The sequence below is a fragment of the Bradyrhizobium sp. genome, assembly GCF_049519115.1.
Taxonomy (GTDB): Bacteria; Pseudomonadota; Alphaproteobacteria; order Rhizobiales; family Xanthobacteraceae; genus Bradyrhizobium.
The window spans coordinates 70,229-91,608 of the sequence record NZ_JBEKRB010000013.1; the positions used below are offsets into that span (position 1 = coordinate 70,229).

15 protein-coding genes and 1 tRNA gene are annotated in these 21,380 nt (G+C 61.9%); 9 read left to right on the forward strand and 7 right to left on the reverse strand.

Going from position 1 to position 21,380, the window contains the following annotated elements:
* The first annotated feature begins 191 nt into the window (after positions 1-191).
* Together ABSE61_RS12855 and ABSE61_RS12860 are read left to right on the forward strand one after the other, a co-directional pair.
* A complete protein-coding gene (locus tag ABSE61_RS12855) occupies positions 192-395 on the forward strand; it encodes a cold-shock protein (protein ID WP_423871489.1) in 204 nt (67 codons plus the stop codon).
* A gap of 65 nt (positions 396-460) precedes the next feature.
* Positions 461-655, forward strand: a complete 195-nt coding sequence (locus tag ABSE61_RS12860; protein ID WP_423871490.1) for a hypothetical protein — start codon at positions 461-463, stop codon at positions 653-655.
* A 354-nt stretch (positions 656-1,009) separates the two neighbouring features.
* Here ABSE61_RS12860 and ABSE61_RS12865 read toward each other — a convergent pair.
* From ABSE61_RS12865 to ABSE61_RS12875, 3 genes are all read right to left on the reverse strand, one after another.
* Positions 1,010-1,085, reverse strand: a tRNA-Lys gene (locus ABSE61_RS12865).
* A 136-nt stretch (positions 1,086-1,221) separates the two neighbouring features.
* Entirely contained in the window at positions 1,222-4,053 is a 2,832-nt protein-coding gene (locus ABSE61_RS12870; RefSeq protein ID WP_423871491.1) for a glycosyltransferase, read from the reverse strand.
* 174 nt (positions 4,054-4,227) lie between these two features.
* Positions 4,228-4,779: a beta-1-3, beta-1-6-glucan biosynthesis protein gene (locus ABSE61_RS12875; protein ID WP_423871492.1), complete on the reverse strand. Its 552-nt coding sequence runs from the start codon at positions 4,777-4,779 to the stop codon at positions 4,228-4,230.
* Between the two features lie 310 nt (positions 4,780-5,089).
* Between ABSE61_RS12875 and ABSE61_RS12880 the strand changes: the two genes are divergently transcribed.
* Positions 5,090-6,715, forward strand: coding sequence for a glycoside hydrolase family 17 protein (locus ABSE61_RS12880; RefSeq protein WP_423871493.1), 1,626 nt, complete (start codon positions 5,090-5,092; stop codon positions 6,713-6,715).
* Here the strand turns inward: ABSE61_RS12880 and ABSE61_RS12885 are convergent.
* Positions 6,675-7,055, reverse strand: coding sequence for a hypothetical protein (locus tag ABSE61_RS12885; RefSeq protein ID WP_423871494.1), 381 nt, complete (start codon positions 7,053-7,055; stop codon positions 6,675-6,677). The two genes, ABSE61_RS12880 and ABSE61_RS12885, sit on opposite strands and share 41 nt — an antisense overlap.
* A 156-nt stretch (positions 7,056-7,211) precedes the next feature.
* Entirely contained in the window at positions 7,212-8,681 is a 1,470-nt protein-coding gene (locus ABSE61_RS12890; RefSeq protein WP_423871495.1) for a hypothetical protein, read from the reverse strand.
* Positions 8,682-8,889: 208 nt separating this feature from the next.
* On the opposite strand from ABSE61_RS12890, the gene glmU reads away from it, so the two are divergent.
* From glmU to ABSE61_RS12910, 4 genes are all read left to right on the forward strand, one after another.
* Positions 8,890-10,245 carry a bifunctional UDP-N-acetylglucosamine diphosphorylase/glucosamine-1-phosphate N-acetyltransferase GlmU gene (gene glmU, locus ABSE61_RS12895; RefSeq protein ID WP_423871496.1) on the forward strand — a complete coding sequence of 452 codons (1,356 nt, stop codon included), beginning with the start codon at positions 8,890-8,892 and terminating at the stop codon, positions 10,243-10,245.
* A gap of 128 nt (positions 10,246-10,373) precedes the next feature.
* Entirely contained in the window at positions 10,374-12,200 is a 1,827-nt protein-coding gene (gene glmS / locus ABSE61_RS12900; protein ID WP_423871497.1) for a glutamine--fructose-6-phosphate transaminase (isomerizing), read from the forward strand.
* Positions 12,201-12,297: 97 nt separating this feature from the next.
* Positions 12,298-13,077 (forward strand): DUF502 domain-containing protein, encoded by a 780-nt coding sequence (locus tag ABSE61_RS12905; protein ID WP_423871498.1) that lies wholly within the window; start codon positions 12,298-12,300, stop codon positions 13,075-13,077.
* A 114-nt stretch (positions 13,078-13,191) separates the two neighbouring features.
* Positions 13,192-14,823, forward strand: coding sequence for a tetratricopeptide repeat protein (locus ABSE61_RS12910; protein WP_423871499.1), 1,632 nt, complete (start codon positions 13,192-13,194; stop codon positions 14,821-14,823).
* Positions 14,824-14,836: 13 nt separating this feature from the next.
* On the opposite strand, the gene recG is transcribed toward ABSE61_RS12910, so the two are convergent.
* Positions 14,837-16,945, reverse strand: a complete 2,109-nt coding sequence (gene recG / locus ABSE61_RS12915; RefSeq protein ID WP_423871500.1) for an ATP-dependent DNA helicase RecG — start codon at positions 16,943-16,945, stop codon at positions 14,837-14,839.
* A 159-nt stretch (positions 16,946-17,104) separates the two neighbouring features.
* Here recG and ABSE61_RS12920 point away from each other — a divergent pair, with 159 nt between their 5' ends.
* Complete coding sequence (locus ABSE61_RS12920; RefSeq protein ID WP_423871501.1) at positions 17,105-17,395, forward strand: FAD assembly factor SdhE; 291 nt, start codon at positions 17,105-17,107, stop codon at positions 17,393-17,395.
* A complete protein-coding gene (mfd, locus tag ABSE61_RS12925; protein ID WP_423871502.1) occupies positions 17,392-20,910 on the forward strand; it encodes a transcription-repair coupling factor in 3,519 nt (1,172 codons plus the stop codon). The genes ABSE61_RS12920 and mfd overlap by 4 nt, the downstream gene beginning before the upstream one ends.
* A 52-nt stretch (positions 20,911-20,962) precedes the next feature.
* Here mfd and ABSE61_RS12930 read toward each other — a convergent pair whose 3' ends face one another.
* A complete protein-coding gene (locus ABSE61_RS12930) occupies positions 20,963-21,358 on the reverse strand; it encodes a PRC-barrel domain-containing protein (RefSeq protein ID WP_423871503.1) in 396 nt (131 codons plus the stop codon).
* Between the last annotated feature and the right edge of the window lie 22 nt (positions 21,359-21,380).

Sequence of the window (21,380 nt, forward strand, 5' to 3'; positions counted from 1 at the left end):
CGCGGGGCTTCGGTCAGGCGCGGTAACAGAGCGTCAAATAGATTTCTGTAGATTGCTGACGTCGCGGAGGTAGCGCGATCTTTTCTGGAACAAACTCACTGAACCCGCCGGACTCAACCCCGTCGGGTTTTGCTTGCGATGCCGTGCCTGAGCGCCTTAAGCTGCGGTCGCGCGGCAAAAGGGAGTGCGGAATGGCGACAGGAACGGTGAAGTGGTTCAACGCGACCAAGGGGTATGGATTTATTCAGCCCGACAAAGGCGGCAAAGATGTATTCGTACACATCTCAGCCGTCGAAAAAGCAGGCCTGAGCAGCCTCAATGAGGGTGCCAAGGTGAGCTACGAAGAGATGGAAAATCGGGGGAAAACATCCGCGGAAAATCTGCGGATCGGCTAAGTGTCCAGCGCTCATAACCTGAGAGAGCACCGACGGACGAGAAGGCCAAAGCAGCCACGGTCGGTTTGATTGACCAATTGCGGCTAGAGCATCCCTTCGAGACCGAGAAGCAGATAATTAAGCGCTACGCGGAACGGTTGACTGCCGAGCGGGATCTTATGGATGACGCCATACGCGGCGTTGTCGAGCTTGCCCGCGATCTGGAACTCGACGAGTCAAACGGCGAGGAATTGCCGCCCGGACTCAGAAAGCCACACTAGATTCGTCGGCGCCGGACGGCCGGCACGTCGCGGCCCGCAAATCAAGCACGCACCAGCGGCCTTCCTGGAGTCAGGGGGAGCCGTTTCCAATTGACCCCGCCAAAAGCCGTATGCTGGGTCAGCCAAATTCATTGGAGATCGCTAATGTCTATTTCTCGTTCGACGCTTCAGATGCTGCACCAATATCTGAGCCTCGCATGTCGTCGTCCGTTTCCGGATGAAGACGTAATCGAATTGCGGCGACGCCGACGGCAGATCGCTGATCGCATGTAGCGGGCAATCGATTTGCAGACACAGTACAGACATGACGCTTTAAGCGAAGCTCTGAAATTCCGCCTAAGTATTTGATTTGTTTGGTGAGCGCGGTGGGGCTCGAACCCACGACCCCGTGATTAAAAGTCACGTGCTCTACCGGCTGAGCTACGCGCTCGCTCAAGGCCGCTGTGTAGGGGGCGGGCGGTTGCGGGTCAAGAGCAGAGCTTTCCCGGGCTATTGGATTAACCGTTGAATTCCCGAGAGGATTGCGCCGGTTCAAAGCGGCGCAGCTCACGCAATAAGCACGCCCTTTAGCTCACCTCGGAACGGATTTCGCTGGCAACCGGTTGAGAGGGGGCGGCCACCGTCGGCAGCGCTGCGGGCCGCAGGCCGATCAGCTCGGCGGTGCGGACGCCGGCGTCGTGCCAGAACTTGAACGAGTTGATCCGCGAACTCTCCAAAATGGCGATCGCCACCGCCGACAAGAACGGCAGGCTTTCCAGCACCAGTACGCCGGCGAAAATATAGATCTCGCGGACCTGGTTGGTGGCGTTGGTGACGACGAGAACGGCGGCACCGATCAACAGGAGCACCCCAATCACGGCCTCCCAAAACGCCTGAAACTCGATCGACATCCGCGACAAGCCACCCTTGGAGGTCCGCGCGAACGGCAGATGTTCGGTGATCAGGCCCTGGGCGACCGCGCGCGACACCGTCCACTGCACCGACATGGCGGCGATCATCGCACCCAGCATCTGCCCCCATTTCACCGGCACACGCAGGCGGTAAAGCACGAGGAAATGCGCCAGAGTGACGACGAAGGCCGCGATGATCGGCAGCGTCAGAATTTTGTCCGGAATGGCGATGCCGGCAAAGGCGACGATCGGCACCCAGATCAGGTTGAGGATGGCGACGACCACGCCCAGCGTTTCCGCTCCCAGCCAGTTCAGCCAGCCGAGCGAAAATTCGCGCTTTTGATCGGGCGTCAGCCGGCTCGCACCGGGCAGGAAACGCCGCCAGTGCTTCTTGACGATCTGGAAGCCGCCATAGGCCCAGCGATGGCGCTGCTTCTTGAACGCCTCGTAGGTGTCCGGCAACAGGCCGTGGCCGTAACGATGGTTGGTGTAATGAGTAAGCCAGCCATGCTCGATGATGTTCAGGCCTAGATCGGTATCTTCGCAAATCGTGTCGCCGGCCCATCCCCCCGCCATGTCCATCGCCGCGCGGCGGATCAGGCACATCGTGCCGTGCACGATAATGGCGTTCTCTTCGTTGCGCTGAACCATGCCGATATCGAAGAAGCCGGCATATTCGCCGTTCATGATGTAGTGCATCAGCGAACGGTCGCCATCGCGGTGATCCTGTGGCGCCTGCACGAGGCCGACGCGCGGATCGGCAAACACAGGCACCAGATCCTTCAGCCAGTCCGAACTCACGACATAGTCCGCATCGATGATGCCGATGATCTCGGCGTCCGCGGCCGTGCGCTCCATGGCGATGCGCAAAGCACCCGCCTTGAATCCTTGCACCTTCTCGGCATTGATGAATTTGAAGCGTTCGCCAAGCGCGCGGCAATGATCCTGGATCGGTTGCCAGAATGCCGGATCGGGCGTGTTGTTGATGATCACGACGCATTCGAAGTTCGGATAATCGAGCCGGGCCACCGCATCGAGCGTGGCTTTGAGCATCTCAACCGGCTCGAAATAAGCAGGAATATGGATCGAGACTTTCGGAAAACTCACATCGCCGCCAATCGTCGCCGGCACGGTCGGTGCGCCCTTGACGATGAGGCGTTGCGGTTTCCGGCCAAAGGCGATGGCAGCGATCTCCTCGACCCGCGCCATCGCGATCAACACCAGGGGCACCAGCAGGGTCAGGCCGAGCGTCAGCGCGAAGGCCGAGCCCAAAACAAAATAGTGCTCGGTCCAATAGGCGAATACGGTCGCAGCCCACGCTCCGACGCCGTTGGCTGCCGACGCCAGCATCAGCGCCTGCAACGCGGTCGGCTGCGCCAGCCCCAGAATGGGCAGCGACATCAGGATGCCGACCAGCACCGCGATGGTGGCAAGCTTCCAGTAGTCCGGGTTGACGATCGGGCCGGTCCAGCCGAATTTCGGCTCACGCGCGGCGGTCAAAATTCCCCAATAGGGGCCGACGCCGCCTTCAAAAAACTTCCAGGGCTGATCGACCGCCTCGACGATGTTGTAGTCGATGCCGATGGCTTCAGCGCGCGTGACGAAGTTGCGCAGCACCGCTGCCTGCGCAAAGCGGCCGGGGACGGCGCTGCCGAGATTGTAACCCGCGCTCGGCCAGCCGAACTCCGCAATCATGATGCGCTTGCCCGGGAACTGGTTGCGGAGGAACTGGTAGCGGTCGACGGCTTGATCGACGGCTTCGGTCGAGGCGTGTTGTTCCCAGTAAGGCAGCACATGCGCGCCGATGAAGTCGGCGGAATAAGCGAGCTCGGGATGTTCGCTCCAGACGCTGTAAATTTCACCTGTCGTCACCGGTACATTGACCGACTTTTTGACGCGCTGGATCAGCCGGATGAGCCGATGAACATCGTTCTCGTCGTTCGCCCATTTCAGCGCCAGAGACCTTTTTTCCTCCGGCTGAGTTTCAGCGTCGTTAGTTCGCTGAGCTTCCTCGGCGAGAATTCGCTTGAATTCATCGGAGCCTGGCTCACGCTCCGAGACCGGTAGCAGATTGTCGATCGGAATTTGTTCGCCGCGGTAGATCGTCTCGTTGCCGACGATCACGCCAATGACGTTGCTGTTGCGCCGCGCAAGATCGATCGCGGCATCGATCTCCCGATCATTGCGATTGGTGTCCCTGCTGATCCAGGTGCCGACCATCACCTTGACGCCGAACTCGGCGGCGATCGGAGGCACCAGTTCACTGCCCTCCGTTGACGTGTAAAGGCGGACCGCCCGCGTGATCGTGGAGAATTTCCTTAAGTCGTCGCGAATCTTCTCGGAATCGGCGGCAGGGTCGGCCACGGTATGACCGGGCTCAAACGGCGCGTAGGAAATGCTCGGCAAGATGCCGCGAAAATCAGGCGCCTGCTGTTTTTCCTGAAAAAAGCCCCATAACGCGGCGTGACCGGCAGCAACCAACAGCAAAACGGCGACGACGGCGCGCATCGCAACTAACCATACGGGGCTTGCAGTGGAAGAAAGCGAACCCGTCCCCAAGGTTCAACCGGCATGGGAGAGATTCCGAGGATAATGCTGCCACGCGATTTAACAACTAGTATGAAGTGGTATGAAGCGATGGCGTTTTAAGGGCGCCAAGCTGCTAACCGTCCAGTTCTGGGATTATTTCGTGGCGGGAGCAGGGGCGGCCGCGGCAGGAGCCGGTGCGGCGCTGCCGGCCGTCGCGGAAGGGGCAGGGGTGACGTTTGCAGCCGCCTGCGGCTGGGCATTGGGATTGATCCAGCAGGCATGGACGCGATCGTCCAGGCTTTTTGGAACCTTGTCGTCGATCTGGGCGCCAAACCGGGTCAGGCAGCGGAAGGCCGCCTGAACGTGACCGCCAGGGCAGCCAAACCGGTCGTACAGGTCGAGGTGCCGGAAGGCGGTATCGAGGTCATCGCGCCACATCAAGCGAACCACGCGCCGTCCGAGCCAGACGCATTCCGGGTTGCCGGCCGGACCGTTGATGGCTTGGGCGGCTTCGGCGAATTCGTCGGTTTTGCGCTGATTATCCCGCGTGGCATCCGCTGCGCCAGCGGCCGGCTTGCCGGACTGGTCAGGGTTGGCAGGCCCGCTTTGGGCCAGGGCGCCACCCAAGCCGAGCATCAAGGCCAATCCGGGAGCAACGAAATAGCGCAAAACCGCAAACCGACCCTGAAGCACCCGCTGACGCATAAATTCCCCGATTTGGTTCCTGCCCAAGCCGTTCCTGCCTAGATTCTTGTCGATTCCTCGCCGGAAATCCCGTTCGACACGTCCTGCCGGATACGAACCCGCTCGTTACGCTTGCCGCCCAAATAGGTCCCGAATGCGGCGGCGACACATGCTGGAATCCCATGACGGAGATTTTGGATTTTGTCCAGCAAACCCACAACTTTATCGTAGTTTGGTAAAACCAGTCGGAGGCGAGAGGGCTGGCCGCGGCCTTTCCCGCCCTTGGCAGACGGCCGATGACCGGCTAATCGACGGTCCCTGCCTGACGAGGATGGAACCGATTTCTTTTCGCACGCCGCTGGCGCTCCTCTTATTATCCTTAGGTTCAATCGCCGCGGTGTGGTGGTGGCTTGCCACGCCGATTTCGCTGGCGCGCGCACCGATCGATCCCAACGCCAAACTCCTGTGCGTGTCGTATGCGCCCTTCCGCGGCGACCAGACGCCGCTGTCGCCGACAACCCATATTTCCGCCGGGCAGATTTCCGAAGACCTGGCCCAGCTCGCCAAAATATCCGACTGCGTCCGCACCTATTCGATCGAAAACGGGCTGGATCAGGTGCCGGAACTCGCCGCCAAAGTGGGGCTGAAGGTCATTCAGGGAATCTGGCTGAGCGGCAACCGGCAGAAGAATGCGATTCAGATCGCGACCGGTATCCGGCTGGCGAAGGAATTTCCGTCGATCATCACCGCGCTTGTGGTCGGCAACGAAGTGCTCCTGCGCGGCGAAATGACCCAATCCGACCTTGCCGCCACGATCCGCTCGGTCAAGGTGCAGGTACCGGTGCCCGTGACCTATGCCGACGTCTGGGAATTCTGGCTGCGTTATCGTGAGATTTATGACGCGGTCGATTTCGTCACGATTCACATCCTTCCATACTGGGAGGATTTTCCGATCCGGGCGAAATACGCCGCCGCCCATGTCGAACAGATCCGCCGCCGGATGGAAGTGGCGTTTCCGGGCAAGGAAATCCTGATCGGCGAAACAGGTTGGCCGAGCGCGGGCCGCATGCGCGATGCGGCGTTGCCTTCGCGCACCAATCAGGCGCGGGTGGTCTCAGAAATCCTCGACCTCGCCAAGCGCGAAAACTTTCGCGTCAACCTGATCGAAGCCTATGACCAGCCGTGGAAGCGCGAGCTGGAAGGAACCATGGGCGGCTATTGGGGCCTGATCGATTCCGTCCATCGGGCGCTGAAATATCCGCCGGGTATCGCGATCAGCAATTATCCCGCCTGGAAGCTGCACATGGCCGGCGGCATGGGTTTGGCGGTTTTGGTGTTCGCTGTGGCTTTGCTGGCATTGCGGCGCAAGCCCTGGACACCCCGTTTGGCGTCCTGGATTGCCGTCGGCATTTCGGCAACCTCGGCCGGGACGCTGTTGGGGGTGGCCGCCGACAAGATGTTTTACGAAAGCTACGGCCTCGGCGGCTGGCTGTTTTGGGGTTGTCTTTTGGCCGCCGGCATCGCCTCGCCTGTACTTGGCTCGCACGCCTTGATGTCGGGCCGAAGCTCACCGACGTTTCTGGAACTGCTCGGTCCTACCGACCATCGCGACCGGACGTGGATGGCGGTGATCCTGGGTCTCGTTCTGGCCGTCACCACGGTGATCGGCGCCGATACCGCGCTCGGCCTGGCGTTCGACCCCCGCTACAAGGATTTCCCCTTTGCGGCGCTCACCATGGCCGTCGTGCCGTTCGCGATGCTGAGCCTGCTTAATCGCCCAAAAGAGGGAGTACGTCCCCTTGCGGAGACGACCTTTGCCGGGTTGCTCGTGATCGCCGCCATCTACACCGGCTTTGACGAAGGCCCGGACAATTGGCAGTCGCTGTGGACCTGCGCGATTTATGTCCTGCTGGCGGCTACGCTGTGGCGGGCGCGGGCCGTGCAAATCCCAAAATAAGCAGGCCTATCGCAAGGCCGGACAACACGACGTTGTAGAGCACGATGCCGAGACCGGCGGCGATCAGGCCGAGCGTCAGCAGCACGATCGATGGCCGGATCAGGTGCAGCGTCGCGATCACCACGGCGGTGATCCCGAAAACGGAATTGCGAAACAGGGTGGTGGCGAGCGCTCGCGCCTTGCAAAGCAGGGATTGCAGCCCGGCATCGCAGGCGAGCGCCGTGCCGGAAAACTCGATCGCGAGATATCGAATATAGATCGCGTAGCCGACAGTGACGAAGCCCACGACCAGCAGCCATTGCACCTGATAGGGGGTGAGCCGGAACGGGGTTTTCTTCACGGATAAGTCCTTAAGGGAGTGAAAGCCGGTTTGCCGCTTTTGGCTCCGCCGCGCAAGGCCATTTTGAGATGGTGCCCTTGAAAGCACATCAAGGGATGGCGCCAATCCGCTCTCACGGCTGGGCTTTTCTCAGGGTTGGGCTTGCGGCTGATCGGATCAGTCTTGCTTGCGCTTGCCGAAGATCAGGGACGAAAAGGTCGAAGGCTCCGGTTTTGGGGGATCCTCTTCGGCCCTCGGATGCTTCCCGGCGTAGTAATGCCGGTGGCCCGAAAATTTGGACCCGGCCGAGGTCGGTTTGCTGTCCCCCTCCGCCTCCGCTTTGCCGGGCGCGGTTTTACCGGCCTCGTCGGCATCCACGGCCAAACGCTGACCTTCAAAAACCGCAGTCGAGCAGCTCCGATCGCTCACCGTCAACGAGGCGCAGATTTTTGCTGCCGCGGCGGCATCGGTGATGGGGCCTGCGACCAGCCGCAACTGCATGCCGAGGCCATTGCTGTTTTCCTTGATCACGATGATCGGACGCAATTTCGCGAGCGCGGCATTCGTCTTCGACTTGATGAGCCCGCGCCACAGCGCGCGCAAACCGGGGATCGAATTGGCGCCGCCGACATCGACACCAAATTCAGTGCGCAGGACCGTGAGTTCGGGCGTCGCCGAAGCAAGCTCGCGCTCAGTGTCTGTCGGCGCCTTCGGTGCCACGGCTGCGATTTCGGGCAGCGGCGCGCTGGTCACCGCCTTCGGCGGTGTGGCCGGCTCGATCAGTTTTCCGGCTGCGGGATCGGGCGGCCCCATCATCGATTTCGACGCCACCAGCGAGCCAGACGGCTGCGGCCCCGGCGCTGGCTGCTGAATGGAGAGCGACGCAACCGCGGCGGGCACCGGCTCGGCCGGGGTCGACGGCTTCGAGGCTTGCTTATCCTGTTTTTCCTTGTCCTGTTTTTCGATAACAGCGGGAGTCGTCGCGGCGACCGCTGCCACCACCGGCGGGGCCGGCGACGGCTTCGCGGCCGGCGGATCAACGGACGCTATCGCTGCGGGCACAACCGAGACAGGAGCCGAGGCTTGCGGGCTGGAGGAAGCGCTGGCCGGCGGGGTCACGCTGGCATGGGCCTGGCTCGTATTGCCTTGGCTTGCACTCCCCTGATTTGCATTGGCCGGATTTGCGCTCGCCTGGCTTGAGCCGGTTTGACTCGAACCAGTTTGATTTGCACCAGCTTGCGGAGATGACGCGGCGGGGCCTTGCCGCGCGATCGCGCCGGTCACGGAATCAAGTCCTTGTTCAATGACGGCAACGCGCGAGTAAAGCCGGTCGCGATCGCTATTGAGCGTGTCGACCGCCGAGGCCAATCGCCGGGTTTCGTTCTGGCTTTCCCTCGCGGTGAGTTGAAGCTGTTGCGCTTGCTTCAACAGGTCGGCCGATGCGGTCTGTTCGTGCCGCATGCCGATTGAGGACTGGTTGGCGATGAGAGCCACAACAACCGCGCCGACCGAGACGGCCGCCCAGGTTCCGAGCCGCCAGAGCGAGCGCCGGTCAAATTCGTCTTCCTCGGCGAGCAAGCCGGAAAGCGCGCCGCCGGTTTCGCCAACGTCGAAGCCGCCGCGCAGCCTGTCGGAATCCTTCGCCATGATTATGTCTTCGGCCCCCCTTAAGGCCCCAACCGAATCAACCGGTAAACATTAACAGGAAATGGACCGTCATCCTGAATCCCTGAGTGGCGAAGTCCCATGGCGAATCAGGTTTCCATCCGGCACGAAAACGCTCTATGAGGGCGCTGGTGGTCCACTGGCGCAACGCGACCTCGGCCATGCAAGGACGTTGTATAAGGGAATTCGGATGAGCGGCAGGACCAGCCTGACCATCGTGCTCGCAGCCGGCGAGGGAACACGAATGCGGTCATCGCAGCCAAAGGTCCTGCATCCCGTCGCCGGCCAGTCGCTGCTGGCCCACGTCTTGTCGGCCGCGCCCACGGGGGCAGGCAGCGCGCTTGCAGTCGTGATCGGACCGGATCATCACGCGGTTGCCGAGGAAGCGAAGCGCTGTCGAGGGGATGTCGAGACGTTTGTTCAGCGCGACCGAAAAGGAACCGCGCATGCGGTGCTGGCGGCGCGTGAGGCCCTGAAGCGCGGGGCGGATGATCTGATCATCGCCGTTGGCGATACGCCGCTGATTTCGGCCGCTACGTTCGCACGGCTGCGCGCGGCCTTGAAGCAGGGCGCTAGCCTCGCGGTGCTCGGCTTTCGCGCCGCCGATCCGACCGGCTACGGCCGGCTACTCGTCGAAAGCGGACGCTTGATGGCGATCCGCGAGCAGGCCGATGCGAGCCCAGCCGAGCGGGAAGTCACGCTGTGCAACGCCGGCGTCATGGCCTTTGACGGCCGCAAGGCGCTGTCGATCATCGAGAAGATCGGTAACGCCAACAGCAAAGGCGAGTATTATCTGACCGACGCGGTTGCTATCGTTCGGGACCTGGGATTGGAGGCTGTCGTGATCGAGACCAGCGAGGATGAAGTGCGCGGCATCAATACCAAGACGCAGTTGGCGGAAGCCGAGCAGGTGATGCAGCAACGTTTGCGCAAAGCGGCCCTCGAGGCCGGCGTGACCCTGATCGCGCCGGAGACGGTTTATCTCGCCGCCGACACCACGTTCGGCAACGACGTCACGATCGAGCCGTTCGTGGTCATCGGACGCGGCGTTTCGATTGGCGACGGCGCCGTCATCCATTCCTTTTCCCATATCGTCGAGACTTCGATCGGAAAGAAGGTTTCGGTCGGCCCCTATGCGCGGCTGCGTCGGGGGACCTCGCTCGGCGATGGCGCCAAAATCGGCAACTTCGTCGAGACGAAAGCGGCAACGCTTGATGCCGGCGTCAAGGTCAATCATCTGAGTTATGTTGGTGACGCCCATATCGGCGCCAACGCCAATATCGGCGCCGGCACCATCACGTGTAACTACGACGGTTTCAGCAAGCACAGGACCGAGATCGGCGCAGGTGCTTTTGTCGGTACTAACTCGTCGCTGGTGGCACCGGTTAAAATCGGCAGCGGTGCCTATGTCGGCTCTGGATCGGTGATCACCCGTGACGTTCCCGACGATGCCATGGCGGTAGAGCGCAACCAGCAGACCAACCGGGAAGGCGGCGCCAAGCGTTACCGCGAGATCAAAACCCGCACCAAGGCGCCGAAGGCCTGATGATTGATGCGGTTCGTTAAGCCTTCCACTTAACGCTGTCTCAATCGGCAATAATTATTGAGTATGTTGGCGCGGCCGAATTTCGTTAAGGAATGGCCGGGGATTAATGGAGCAGGGATAACAACCGCATGTGCGGGATCATCGGCATTCTCGGGCGCGGACCGGTCGCCGAACAATTGGTGGATTCGCTCAAGCGCCTCGAATATCGCGGCTATGATTCCGCGGGCGTTGCGACGCTGGAAGGCGATCACCTGGATCGCCGCCGCGCCGAGGGCAAGCTCAGAAATCTCGAAACGCGATTGAAGGATGCGCCACTCAAGGGCCATACCGGCATCGGGCATACGCGCTGGGCCACCCACGGCAAGCCGACCGAAAGTAATGCGCACCCCCACGCCACCGCGAACGTCGCCGTGGTTCACAACGGCATTATCGAGAATTTCCGCGAGTTGCGGCAAAATCTCGAGAAGCAGGGTGCGAAGTTTGCCAGCGAAACCGACACCGAGGTCGTCGCCCATCTTGTCAACGCCTATCTCGTCAAGGGTGCTTCACCGCAGGAGGCCGTCAAGGCAACGCTGCCGCAGCTCCGCGGCGCCTTCGCGCTCGGCTTTGTGTTTCGCGGCCATGGCGATCTCTTGATCGGCGCGCGCCGTGGTTCTCCGCTCGCGATCGGATATGGCAAAGGCGAGATGTATCTGGGCTCGGATGCGATTGCGCTTGCGCCGTTTACCGACACCATCAGCTATCTCGAAGACGGCGACTGGGCGGTGCTGACCCGCGAAACCGCCGTGATTTATGATGAGCATAATGCGGCCGTCAATCGCGAGGTTCTGAAGTCCGGCGCTTCCTCGTTTTTGGTCGACAAAGCCAATTACCGCCACTTCATGGCCAAGGAAATTCACGAGCAGCCGGAAGTGGTCGGCCATACGCTCGCCCGTTACGTCGATATGGCCACCGAACGGGTTTCGCTGCCGCTGGCGCTACCGTTCGACTTCAAGAACATCCAGCGAATTTCGATCACGGCCTGCGGCACGGCAAGCTATGCCGGCTACATCGCCAAATACTGGTTCGAACGGCTGGCACGCGTCCCCGTAGAGCTCGATGTCGCCTCGGAATTCCGCTACCGCGAGCCGCCCGTGAGCAAGGGTGATCTCGCGATTTTCATTTCGCAATCGGGCGAAACCGCCGACACGCTCGCCGCTTTGCGTTACGCCAAATCGCAAGGTCTGCACACGCTCTCCGTTGTCAACGTGCCGACCTCGACCATTGCGCGCGAAAGCGAGACCGTGCTGCCTACGCTGGCGGGGCCTGAGATCGGCGTCGCCTCGACCAAGGCTTTCACCTGTCAGCTGATGGTGCTGGCCGCGCTCGCGGTTGCTGCCGGCAGGGCGCGCGGCGCTTTGTCCGAGGCCGACGAGAGCAAGCTTGTTCATGGCCTCGTCGAAATTCCGCGGTTGATGGCGGCCGCGTTGGCGACCGAGCCGCAAATCGAGAAACTCGCCCGCGATATCTCCAAATCCACCGACGTGCTCTATCTCGGCCGCGGCACCAGCTATCCGCTGGCGCTGGAGGGCGCGCTGAAGCTCAAGGAAATCTCCTACATTCATGCGGAAGGGTATGCGGCAGGCGAGCTCAAGCACGGGCCGATTGCCTTGATCGACGAGAAGATGCCGGTGGTGGTGATCGCTCCGTACGACCAGGTGTTCGAGAAGACCGTCTCCAACATGCAGGAAGTCGCGGCCCGCGGCGGCCAAATCATCCTGATGACGGACGCCAAGGGCGCCGCGGAAGCGACCATCCAGTCGCTGGTCACGATCGTGCTGCCGGATATGGGGGCGATTTTCGCTCCAATAGTCTATGCGGTCCCGGTGCAGCTGTTGGCCTACCATACCGCCGTGGTCATGGGGACCGACGTCGATCAGCCGCGAAATCTGGCCAAATCGGTAACCGTCGAATAACGCATTCCCGGCCAGGCCGGGTGGGGGTCTTCAAAAGTCTGCTAGGATGGCTTAGCTGGCGTATGAGAAGTGCCGCTTCGACCGACCTGGAACCCCGATGAACCTCGACGATCTGCCCCAGTCTGGACCGCCGGAAGAACCCGCGCCTGATGTCCACAGCGGCTTTGTGGCCCGATTTCGCAACTATTTCCTCACCGGCCTGATCGTCGCTGGCCCGATCGCGATCACCTTCTATCTGACCTGGTGGTTCGTCACCTGGGTCGACGGGCTGGTGCGGCCCTTCGTTCCGATCGCCTACCGGCCTGAAACCTATCTGCCGTTCGGCCTGCCGGGATCGGGGCTGATCGTCGCGGTGATTGCACTGACGCTTCTCGGCTTTCTGACCGCCAACCTGATCGGACGCACGCTGGTCGATCTCGGCGAGCGGCTGCTCGGCCGCATGCCGGTGGTGCGCGCGATCTACCGCAGCCTCAAACAGGTGTTCGAGACCTTGTTCTCCGGCAAGGGATCGAGCTTTCGCCGCGTCGGTCTGGTCGAATTTCCTTCGCCCGGCATGTGGTCGATCGTGCTGATCTCGCAGGCGCCCAGCGAGGATATCGCTGAAAGCATTCCCGGCCAGGAAGAGCATATCTCCGTATTCCTGCCTTGCGCGCCGAACCCGACCACGGGTTTTTTCTTCTACGTGCCCAGGAGCAAGGTCATCGAAGTCGAGATGAGTACAGAGGATGCCGCAACGCTAATCATGTCCTGCGGCGTGGTGCAGCCCGGCTCCGGTTCTGATCCGCAGAAAAAGATGGCCGCTCTGGCCGGGATGGCGAATGCGGCACGGGCTGCGAATTCATCGACGCTGTTGCCGGAGCCGGCAAAAGTCGAGTGAAGCCGCCCTTCGTCTCGGCTGCGCTCCGTTGAACCTTCGTCCAAAACCGGATTAGCTCGGTGTCTGTGAACGCTGGCGCGGCCGTTACGGTTGGCCAGTGGTGGGAGAAAAGCCATGCAGCCATCTCTCTCAGGGACCCACACCTCAACGCATGCGCGCCGTCGCCTCGCCATCGACATCACGCTGCTTGCCGCCGTAACGCTGCTGACGGTGGCTGTGAACCCGTCGCAAGCTACCTACCTTCCCGCCGACTGGGAGGATTGCCGCTCCGATGATTTCGACCGCGTCATTGCCGGCTGCACCCGCATGCTGGAGTCGCAGATCACCCAGATCGACCGCGCCGTCGCGCTCACCAACCGCTCCAACGCTTATCGCCTCCATGGCGACTACGATCGTGCTATCAGCGACGCGAACGACGCGATCCGCATTTATCCCGACTACGTGCTCGCCTATGCCAATCGCGCCAACGCCTATCTCGGCAAGGGCGACGTCAACAGCGCGATCAACGACGCCAACGTCACCGTCCACGGCGCGCCGACCTATCCCGGCGGCTATTCGGCCCGCGCCGACGTCTACAGGGCGAAAGGGGACTTTGATCTTGCCGTCATCGACGACACGACGGCTATCGCGCTAGCGCCGAAATATTCGGGCCTCTGGCGCTGGGGACCGTTAGCGGCCGTCTATGCCGACCGGGCGCGGGCCCTGGAGGGCAAAGGCGACTACGATCGCGCGCTTGCCGATTACACTGAGGCGATCCGGCTCGATCCCAATTACGCGCGGGCCTATGTCCTGCGGGCCAACATCTATTCAGCGAAAGGTGACCGGGATCATGCGATAGCCGACTTCTCGGAGTCGATCCGGATCAATCCGAAATATGGCTATGCGTACAACGCCCGCGGCAATAATTATTACGCCAAAGGCGACTACGATCGCGCGCTTGCCGATTACAACGACGCGATCCGGATCGAACCCGGCATGGTCGACGCGATGCGCAATCGTGGCCTCGTCTATGCCAAAAAGGGCAACCGCTCGGCTGCCATCACGGCTTTTGGCGAGGCGATCACGGCCAATCCGAATTTTGTCACGGCCTTTGAGAGCCGCGCCGAATCCTACGTCCAGACCGGCGACTTCGACCACGCCATCGCCGATTACGACGCGGCGATCAAGCTCAAGCCCGATATCGCAGGCTACTGGATCCATCGCGGCGCCACCTACGTCAGCACCGGCAACTTCGCGCGCGGCATTGCCGATTACGACCAGGCGCTGAACCTCGATCCGAAAGACCCTGCGGCATACTTCTCCCGTGGCATCGCCAATCTGTATGGCGTGAGCGCCGCGAAAGCCCTGGCCGATTTCGATTCTGCGCTCGCTCTCAATCCGAAGGATTCTTACACGGCGCTATGGCGCGACATCGCCGCGCAGCGCGACCATCAACCAAGCCGGATTGCGGATTCGCTTGGCGCCGTTGACACAAAAGGGTGGCCTGCGCCGTTGCTCAGGCTATACGCGACGGGACAGCTCACGCCAGAAGCGGCGACTGCGGGTACCGATAACGCTAACCTCAGCGCAGTCGCTCGCCAGGGACGGTTTTGCGAGATCAATTTCTACAGCGCCGAGCTGCAGCTACAAAAGGGAGCAAAAGACTCCGCCCTACCGCTCCTAAAAAAGGCGGCGGCTGACTGTCCGCAGGACTTCGTGGAATACGCCGGCGCGAAGGCGGAACTAAAGCTCAACGGCGCCGAGTGACAGGACGCTCAGGTCATCCCGCGCTCATCAGGGGAATGGCCTCTCCGCGTTCGTACAAATAAAGCAGACAGCGCAAAGCCTCGCCCTGCGGGCCGGTCAATTTTGGGTTTTCCTTCAGGATACGCAGCGCCTCGTCGCGGGCCTGTGCGATCAGTTGGCCGTGGGATTCGGGACGCGCAATCCTATAACCAGGGAGACCGCTTTGCCGCACCCCCAGTACGTCGCCTTCGCCGCGCAGCTTCAGATCTTCCTCCGCGATCCGAAAGCCATCGGTGGTTTCCCGGATCACTTTCAGCCGCGCCTTGGACATTTCCCCGAGCGGCTCCCGATAGAGCAGGAGGCAGGTCGAGGCTTTGGAGCCGCGGCCGATCCGGCCGCGCAATTGATGCAGCTGGGCCAGCCCGAAGCGCTCGGCATTCTCGATCACCATGATGGTGGCGGCGGGCACATCGACACCGACCTCGACGACCGTGGTCGCGACCAGGAGGCCGATGTCGTGCGCGGCGAATTGCGCCATCACGCGATCCTTCTCCGTGCCCTTCATCTGACCGTGGACGAGACCGACTTTGTCGCCGAACCGCTTTTGCAGGCTTTCGAAACGTTCGGTCGCGTTGGTGAGATGGCCGATGCCTTCGGCTTCTGATTCCTCGACCAGCGGACAAATCCAGTAGACCAGCTTGCCCGCGCTTAAGGCCCGCCCGATCCCTTCCGTTACCTCTTCAAGGCGGCTCATCGGAACCGCGCGGGTGTCGATCGGTTGACGGCCGGCCGGCTTCTCGCGCAATTCGGAGATATCCATGTCGCCGAAATACGTCAGCACCAGCGTGCGCGGGATCGGCGTCGCACTCAGCACCAGCACGTCGACGGCATCGCCCTTGTCGGTGAGCGCCAGCCGCTCGCGCACGCCAAACCGATGTTGTTCGTCGACCACCGCAAGCGCGAGCGATTGGAAAATCACGTCGTCCTGAATGAGCGCATGGGTGCCGACCAGAAAATCGATTTCACCGGATTCCAGACGCGCCAGAATGTCCCGCCGTTCCTTGCCCTTTTCGCGCCCGGTGAGGATCGCAACCCTTAATCCCGCCCGCTCGGCCAACGGCGTGATGGTCTTGATGTGCTGGCGCGCCAGAATTTCCGTCGGCGCCATCAGCGCGGCCTGTTTGCCGACCTCGGTGACGGCGGCAGCCGCGAGTAACGCGACCACGGTCTTGCCGGAGCCGACGTCACCTTGCAGCAACCGCAACATGCGGACCGGTTGCCGCAAGTCTTCGGCGATGGCGGCAGCCGCCTCGCGTTGCGAGGACGTCAGTGCATAGGGCAGCGCGTCGATGATTTTGTTGCGCAAATGACCGTCGCCGGCATGACGGTCGCCGGCGGGGCGTCGTAGTTGCGAACGCACCAGAGCCAGCGCCAATTGACCGGCGAGCAGTTCGTCAAAAGCCAGACGCGACCAAAACGGCCCATCGGGCAGGATGTCAGTCAGTTCGACGGGAATGTGGACGCGGTTCAACGCCTCCTTGATCGGCGGGAAATGACAGCGTCGGATCACCTCGGGGCTGATCCACTCGGGCAACTCGGGCAGTTTTTGCAGCGCCTGCGCGATCGCCCGCCGCAGCGAGCCCAGCGCCAGCCCCTCCGTGAGGGGATACACGGGATCGATCCCGGACAATTGGGCAAAGCCGGCTTCATCGACGACGCGATCGGGATGCACGATCTGCGGCACCCCGTCGAACATTTGCAACGTGCCGGAGACGTAGCGCTTCGAACCGACCGGGAGCAGCTTCTCGATATAATCCGCTTTGGCGCGGAAATAGGTCAGGACCACATCGCCGGTGTCGTCGCTGGCATAGACCAGGTGTGGCGCGCGGGCGTTGCGGGGCGGCGACGGCCGGTGGCGATCCACCGTCACTTCCAGCGTGACGACGGTTCCCGGTGCCGCATCGCGAATTTTCGGCCGGGCGCGCCGGTCGATCACGCTTGCTGGCAGATGCAGCAGCAAATCGACCAGCCGCGGGGTCTCCTCCCGCCCGAGCAGATAACGAAACAGCTTGTCCTGCTTCGGGCCGATGCCGGTAAGGCTCGTGACCGGCGCAAACAATGGATTGAGCGGGAGAGGGCGCATCCATCCTCTTCAAATGGCGATGGATTGCCGGGTCAAGGCCCGGCAATGACCACACAGTGATAATTCTAGTCCATCAAAGGGCTGACTTTCGGCCATCACACCGCTATATCACCCCCGCCCGGCACGTCCGGGCGTTTGGCGTTGGATGGGAATCGAAAAATGACGGGTACGACACGATCGAGCGGGGGGCTCGACGACCGCCGCAAGCGGCTTCTGTTTCGCTGCTGGCATCGCGGCACCCGTGAGATGGACCTCATCCTCGGCCGGTTTGCCGACACCACGATTGCCAGCCTGACTGACGATGAAGTGACCGAGTTGGAGCATCTGATCGAACTTCCCGATCCCGATCTCTACGCCGCGCTGAGCGGCGATGCGCCGCTGGATTCGCCCTATGCCGGGCCGATGTTCAACCGGATCAAATCGTTCCGTCCTGGGGATCAGGGCGAATGAAACAACAGGGACAATCGCCCGCGCAATCGCTCGTTCCCGGTCGCGCGTTGACATTTGCCAACGTCGCCGAGGGCGCCGAGGGTCTTATCATTTCGGATTTGGCGCGCGCGGTCGCCGCGCGGCCAAAGCCGCCGGCCGTGAGTCTCGCGGTGGTGTGCCGCGACGGGCCGCGCCTGCAACAACTGGCACGGGCGCTATCCTTTTTCGCGCCTGATCTGCCGGTGCTGCAATTCCCGGCCTGGGACTGCCAGCCCTACGACCGGGTGTCGCCGCATGGCGGCATCCTCGCCCAGCGGCTGACGACGCTCGCCCAGCTGTCTCGCCTGGTCGGTAGCGCGAAGCCGCTGATCGTGCTCACGACCGTCAATGCCATCGTGCAACGGGTGCCCGCGCGCGACATCGTGGCAGCACAGGCGTTGTCAGTGGCACCCGGCCACGTGGTGCCGATGGATTCCATCGTCGCCTGGCTGGAGCATAATGGCTACAGCCGCGCGTCGACCGTCCGAGAGCCAGGCGAATACGCCGTGCGCGGCGGCATCCTCGATCTGTTCCCGGCCGGGCTCGACCTGCCGGTGCGATTCGATTTCTTTGGCGATAGCCTCGAATCAATCCGCAGCTTCGATGCCGAGACCCAGCGCACGATGCTCGATATGCGTTCGCTCGATCTGGTGCCGATTTCCGAATTCCAATTGACCACGGAGACCATCCGGCGTTTCCGCATGGGTTACGTCGCTGCTTTCGGCGCGCCCGAGCGCGACGACCAGCTTTACGAGGCCGTCAGCGAAGGCCGCCGTCATCCCGGCATGGAACACTGGCTGCCGCTGTTCCAGGACAAGATGGATACCTTGTTCGATTATCTCGGCGATGCGCCGATCGCGATTGAGCCGCAAGGCGAGGACGCCGCCCGCGAGCGCTTCAAGCAGATCGCCGACTATTACGAGGCCCGGCGCGAAGCACTCGATCATCCCGGCAGCGGTGCGATCTACAAGCCGCTGCCGCCCGAACGGCTCTATGTGACCGAGGAGGAGTGGGACAAACTGCTAGCGGAAGCACCGTTGGTACGGCTGACACCGTTCGCGATGCCGGAAGGAAATGCCGATACGGTCGATGCCGGCGCGCGGCTGGGGCGCAGCTTTGCACCTGAACGCAACGACAGCACGGTCAATGTGTTCGGAGCCGTCGTCAGTCACGTCCAGGCCTTGCAGGCTGCGCGCAAGAAAGTGGTGATCGCGCTGTGGAGCGAAGGCTCGCGCGACCGCATGGAAAGCATGCTGCGCGATCACAAGCTGCTCAATCTGACCAGTGTCAATGTCTGGCGCACCGTGCAGGCGACGCCGCGCAACGAAACTATGCTGGCGGTGGTCGGCATGGAAACCGGGTTCGAGACCGATCAGGTCGCCGTCATCACCGAACAGGACATTCTCGGCGACCGTCTGGTGCGACCCCGCAAGGCCAGCCGCAAGCTCGATAACTTCATCTCCGAGGTGACAAGTCTCGCCGCCGGCGATCTCGTCGTGCATGTCGAGCATGGCATCGGGCGCTTCGTCGGGTTGCAGACGCTCGATGTTGCCGGCGCGCCGCATGATTGCCTCGAACTGCGCTATGCGGCCGAAACAAAACTGTTTCTGCCGGTCGAGAACATCGAGCTGCTGTCGCGCTATGGCTCCGACAGCGCCAATGTCGAACTGGATCGTTTGGGCGGCAGCGGCTGGCAGGCCCGTAAAGCCAAACTCAAGAGCCGCATCCGCGAGATTGCCGGCGAGTTGATCAAGATCGCCGCCGAGCGGCATCTGCACGAGGCGCCGAAATTGCCGGTGCAGCCGCATGTCTATGACGAATTCTGCGCGCGGTTTCCCTATGAGGAAACCGAAGACCAGCTCACGGCCATCAATGCGACCTTAAAGGACCTCGAGACCGGCCGTCCGATGGACCGGCTGATCTGCGGCGACGTCGGCTTCGGCAAGACTGAAGTCGCCTTGCGTGCGGCGTTTGCCACCGCGCTCGACGGCAAGCAGGTCGCCGTCGTGGTGCCGACGACGCTCCTGGCGCGGCAGCATGCCAAGACGTTCACCGACCGGTTTCGCGGTTTCCCCGTTCATGTCGCTCAGGCCTCGCGCCTGATCGCGCCGAAGGAACTCACGCAGGTCAAAAAAGGCCTGACGGACGGCTCGATCGACATCGTGGTCGGCACCCATGCGCTGCTCGGCAAGGCGATCAAGTTCAGAGACCTCGGTCTTCTGATCGTCGACGAAGAGCAGCATTTCGGCGTCAGCCACAAGGAGCGGCTCAAACAACTGCGTGCCGAAGTACATGTGCTGACGCTGAGCGCCACGCCGATCCCGCGCACGTTGCAATTGGCGCTCACGGGCGTGCGTGAACTCTCCATTATCGCCTCGCCGCCGGTCGACCGGCTGGCGGTGCGCACCTTCGTCGCGCCGCACGATCCCCTGATGATCCGCGAGGCGCTGCTGCGGGAACGCTATCGCGGTGGGCAGGCTTTCTATGTGGTGCCGCGAATCGAAGACCTCGCGGGCGTCAAGGATTTCCTCGACAAGAACGTTCCGGAGATAAAGGTCGCGGTCGCTCATGGCCAGATGCCGCCGACCACGATCGAAGACATCATGTCGGCCTTCTACGACGGCAAATACGACGTCCTGCTGTCGACCACCATCGTCGAGTCCGGCCTCGACATTCCGAACGCCAACACGCTGATCGTGCACCGCGCCGACATGTTCGGTCTGGCGCAGCTTTATCAATTGCGTGGACGGGTGGGGCGGTCGAAACTGCGCGCCTATGCGCTGTTCACGCTGCCGGCCCAGCAGAAGATCACGGCTCAGGCCGAGCGGCGGCTCAAGGTGCTGCAATCGCTGGAAACGTTAGGCGCTGGCTTCCAGCTTGCTTCGCACGATCTCGATATCCGCGGCGCCGGCAATCTGCTTGGCGAGGAACAATCCGGCCACATCAAGGAAGTCGGCTTCGAGCTTTACCAGTCGATGCTGGAGGAGGCGATCGTCAACCTCAAGGCCGGCGTCGTCGAGCCCGCGGCCGACCGCTGGTCGCCGCAGATCACGATCGGCATGCCGGTGTTGATTCCGGAGGACTACGTCGCGGACCTTTCGGTGCGGCTGTCGCTGTACAGGCGGCTCGCCGATCTCCAGACCGACGAAGAGATCGACAATTTCGCCGCCGAACTGCGCGACCGTTTCGGCGTATTGCCGGACGAGGTCCGCTACCTCTTCAAGGTCGCCGCGATCAAGAACTACTGCCGAAGGGCCAATGTCGAAAAGGTCGACGCAGGGCCGAAGGGCGCGGTGATCACGTTCCGCGACAACAAATTCGCCCAACCGGACCGGTTGGTGTTTTTCATCCGGCAACACGGCCAGGCGGCTCGCGTGCGGCCTGACATGAAAGTGGTGTTTTTCCAGGAATGGGAAACGGCCGAGGAGCGGTTGTTGGGAACGACCGAAATCCTGCGTCAGCTCGCCAACCTCGCCGAGGACCGCAAGGCCGCATAACGTGACCGCCGGCATCGCTGCCGGCGGTCGATAACGAGTCAAAGCTTGAGGATTACTTCGGATATTTGAATTCCGGCGCATCCTTGAGCGCCTCCTTGGTTGTGTTCATCGACGCCAGCCATTTATTGTCCTTGGCATCGTAGCGCACATTGACCGAGGCGGGCGACACTGCAACGTAACGCTCGCCCATGCCGAGGAAACCGCCGACCGAGAGAATCAATGCATCGATTTCGTGATTCTTGATCGCGATGTCCGTGATCTCGCCGACTGTTTCGTCCTTTTGATTGGTAACGCTCAGACCCTTCAGCTTGGAGCTGAACATCTCGTCCTTGGAGACCGTCGAGAATTTGGCTTCCGCGGTCGCTTTGCCCGTGGTCTTGTTATCCTGAGCCAGAACAGGTGTCGCCAGAATCGCGAGTGACGCCGCCATCAACGCAATCTTCTTCATAAGTTCCTCCTCCATTGCATAT

What these genes read in the sequence shown, in the direction of transcription:
- ABSE61_RS12855 (WP_423871489.1), top strand. Translation starts at nt 192, where the DNA reads ATGGCGACAGGAACGGTGAAGTGGTTCAACGCGACCAAGGGGTATGGA.
- ABSE61_RS12870 (WP_423871491.1), bottom strand. Translation starts at nt 4,053, where the DNA reads ATGCGCGCCGTCGTCGCCGTTTTGCTGTTGGTTGCTGCCGGTCACGCC.
- ABSE61_RS12875 (WP_423871492.1), bottom strand. Translation starts at nt 4,779, where the DNA reads ATGCGTCAGCGGGTGCTTCAGGGTCGGTTTGCGGTTTTGCGCTATTTC.
- ABSE61_RS12880 (WP_423871493.1), top strand. Translation starts at nt 5,090, where the DNA reads ATGGAACCGATTTCTTTTCGCACGCCGCTGGCGCTCCTCTTATTATCC.
- ABSE61_RS12890 (WP_423871495.1), bottom strand. Translation starts at nt 8,681, where the DNA reads ATGGCGAAGGATTCCGACAGGCTGCGCGGCGGCTTCGACGTTGGCGAA.
- glmU (WP_423871496.1), top strand. Translation starts at nt 8,890, where the DNA reads ATGAGCGGCAGGACCAGCCTGACCATCGTGCTCGCAGCCGGCGAGGGA.
- glmS (WP_423871497.1), top strand. Translation starts at nt 10,374, where the DNA reads ATGTGCGGGATCATCGGCATTCTCGGGCGCGGACCGGTCGCCGAACAA.
- ABSE61_RS12905 (WP_423871498.1), top strand. Translation starts at nt 12,298, where the DNA reads ATGAACCTCGACGATCTGCCCCAGTCTGGACCGCCGGAAGAACCCGCG.
- ABSE61_RS12910 (WP_423871499.1), top strand. Translation starts at nt 13,192, where the DNA reads ATGCAGCCATCTCTCTCAGGGACCCACACCTCAACGCATGCGCGCCGT.
- recG (WP_423871500.1), bottom strand. Translation starts at nt 16,945, where the DNA reads ATGCGCCCTCTCCCGCTCAATCCATTGTTTGCGCCGGTCACGAGCCTT.
- ABSE61_RS12920 (WP_423871501.1), top strand. Translation starts at nt 17,105, where the DNA reads ATGACGGGTACGACACGATCGAGCGGGGGGCTCGACGACCGCCGCAAG.
- mfd (WP_423871502.1), top strand. Translation starts at nt 17,392, where the DNA reads ATGAAACAACAGGGACAATCGCCCGCGCAATCGCTCGTTCCCGGTCGC.
- ABSE61_RS12930 (WP_423871503.1), bottom strand. Translation starts at nt 21,358, where the DNA reads ATGAAGAAGATTGCGTTGATGGCGGCGTCACTCGCGATTCTGGCGACA.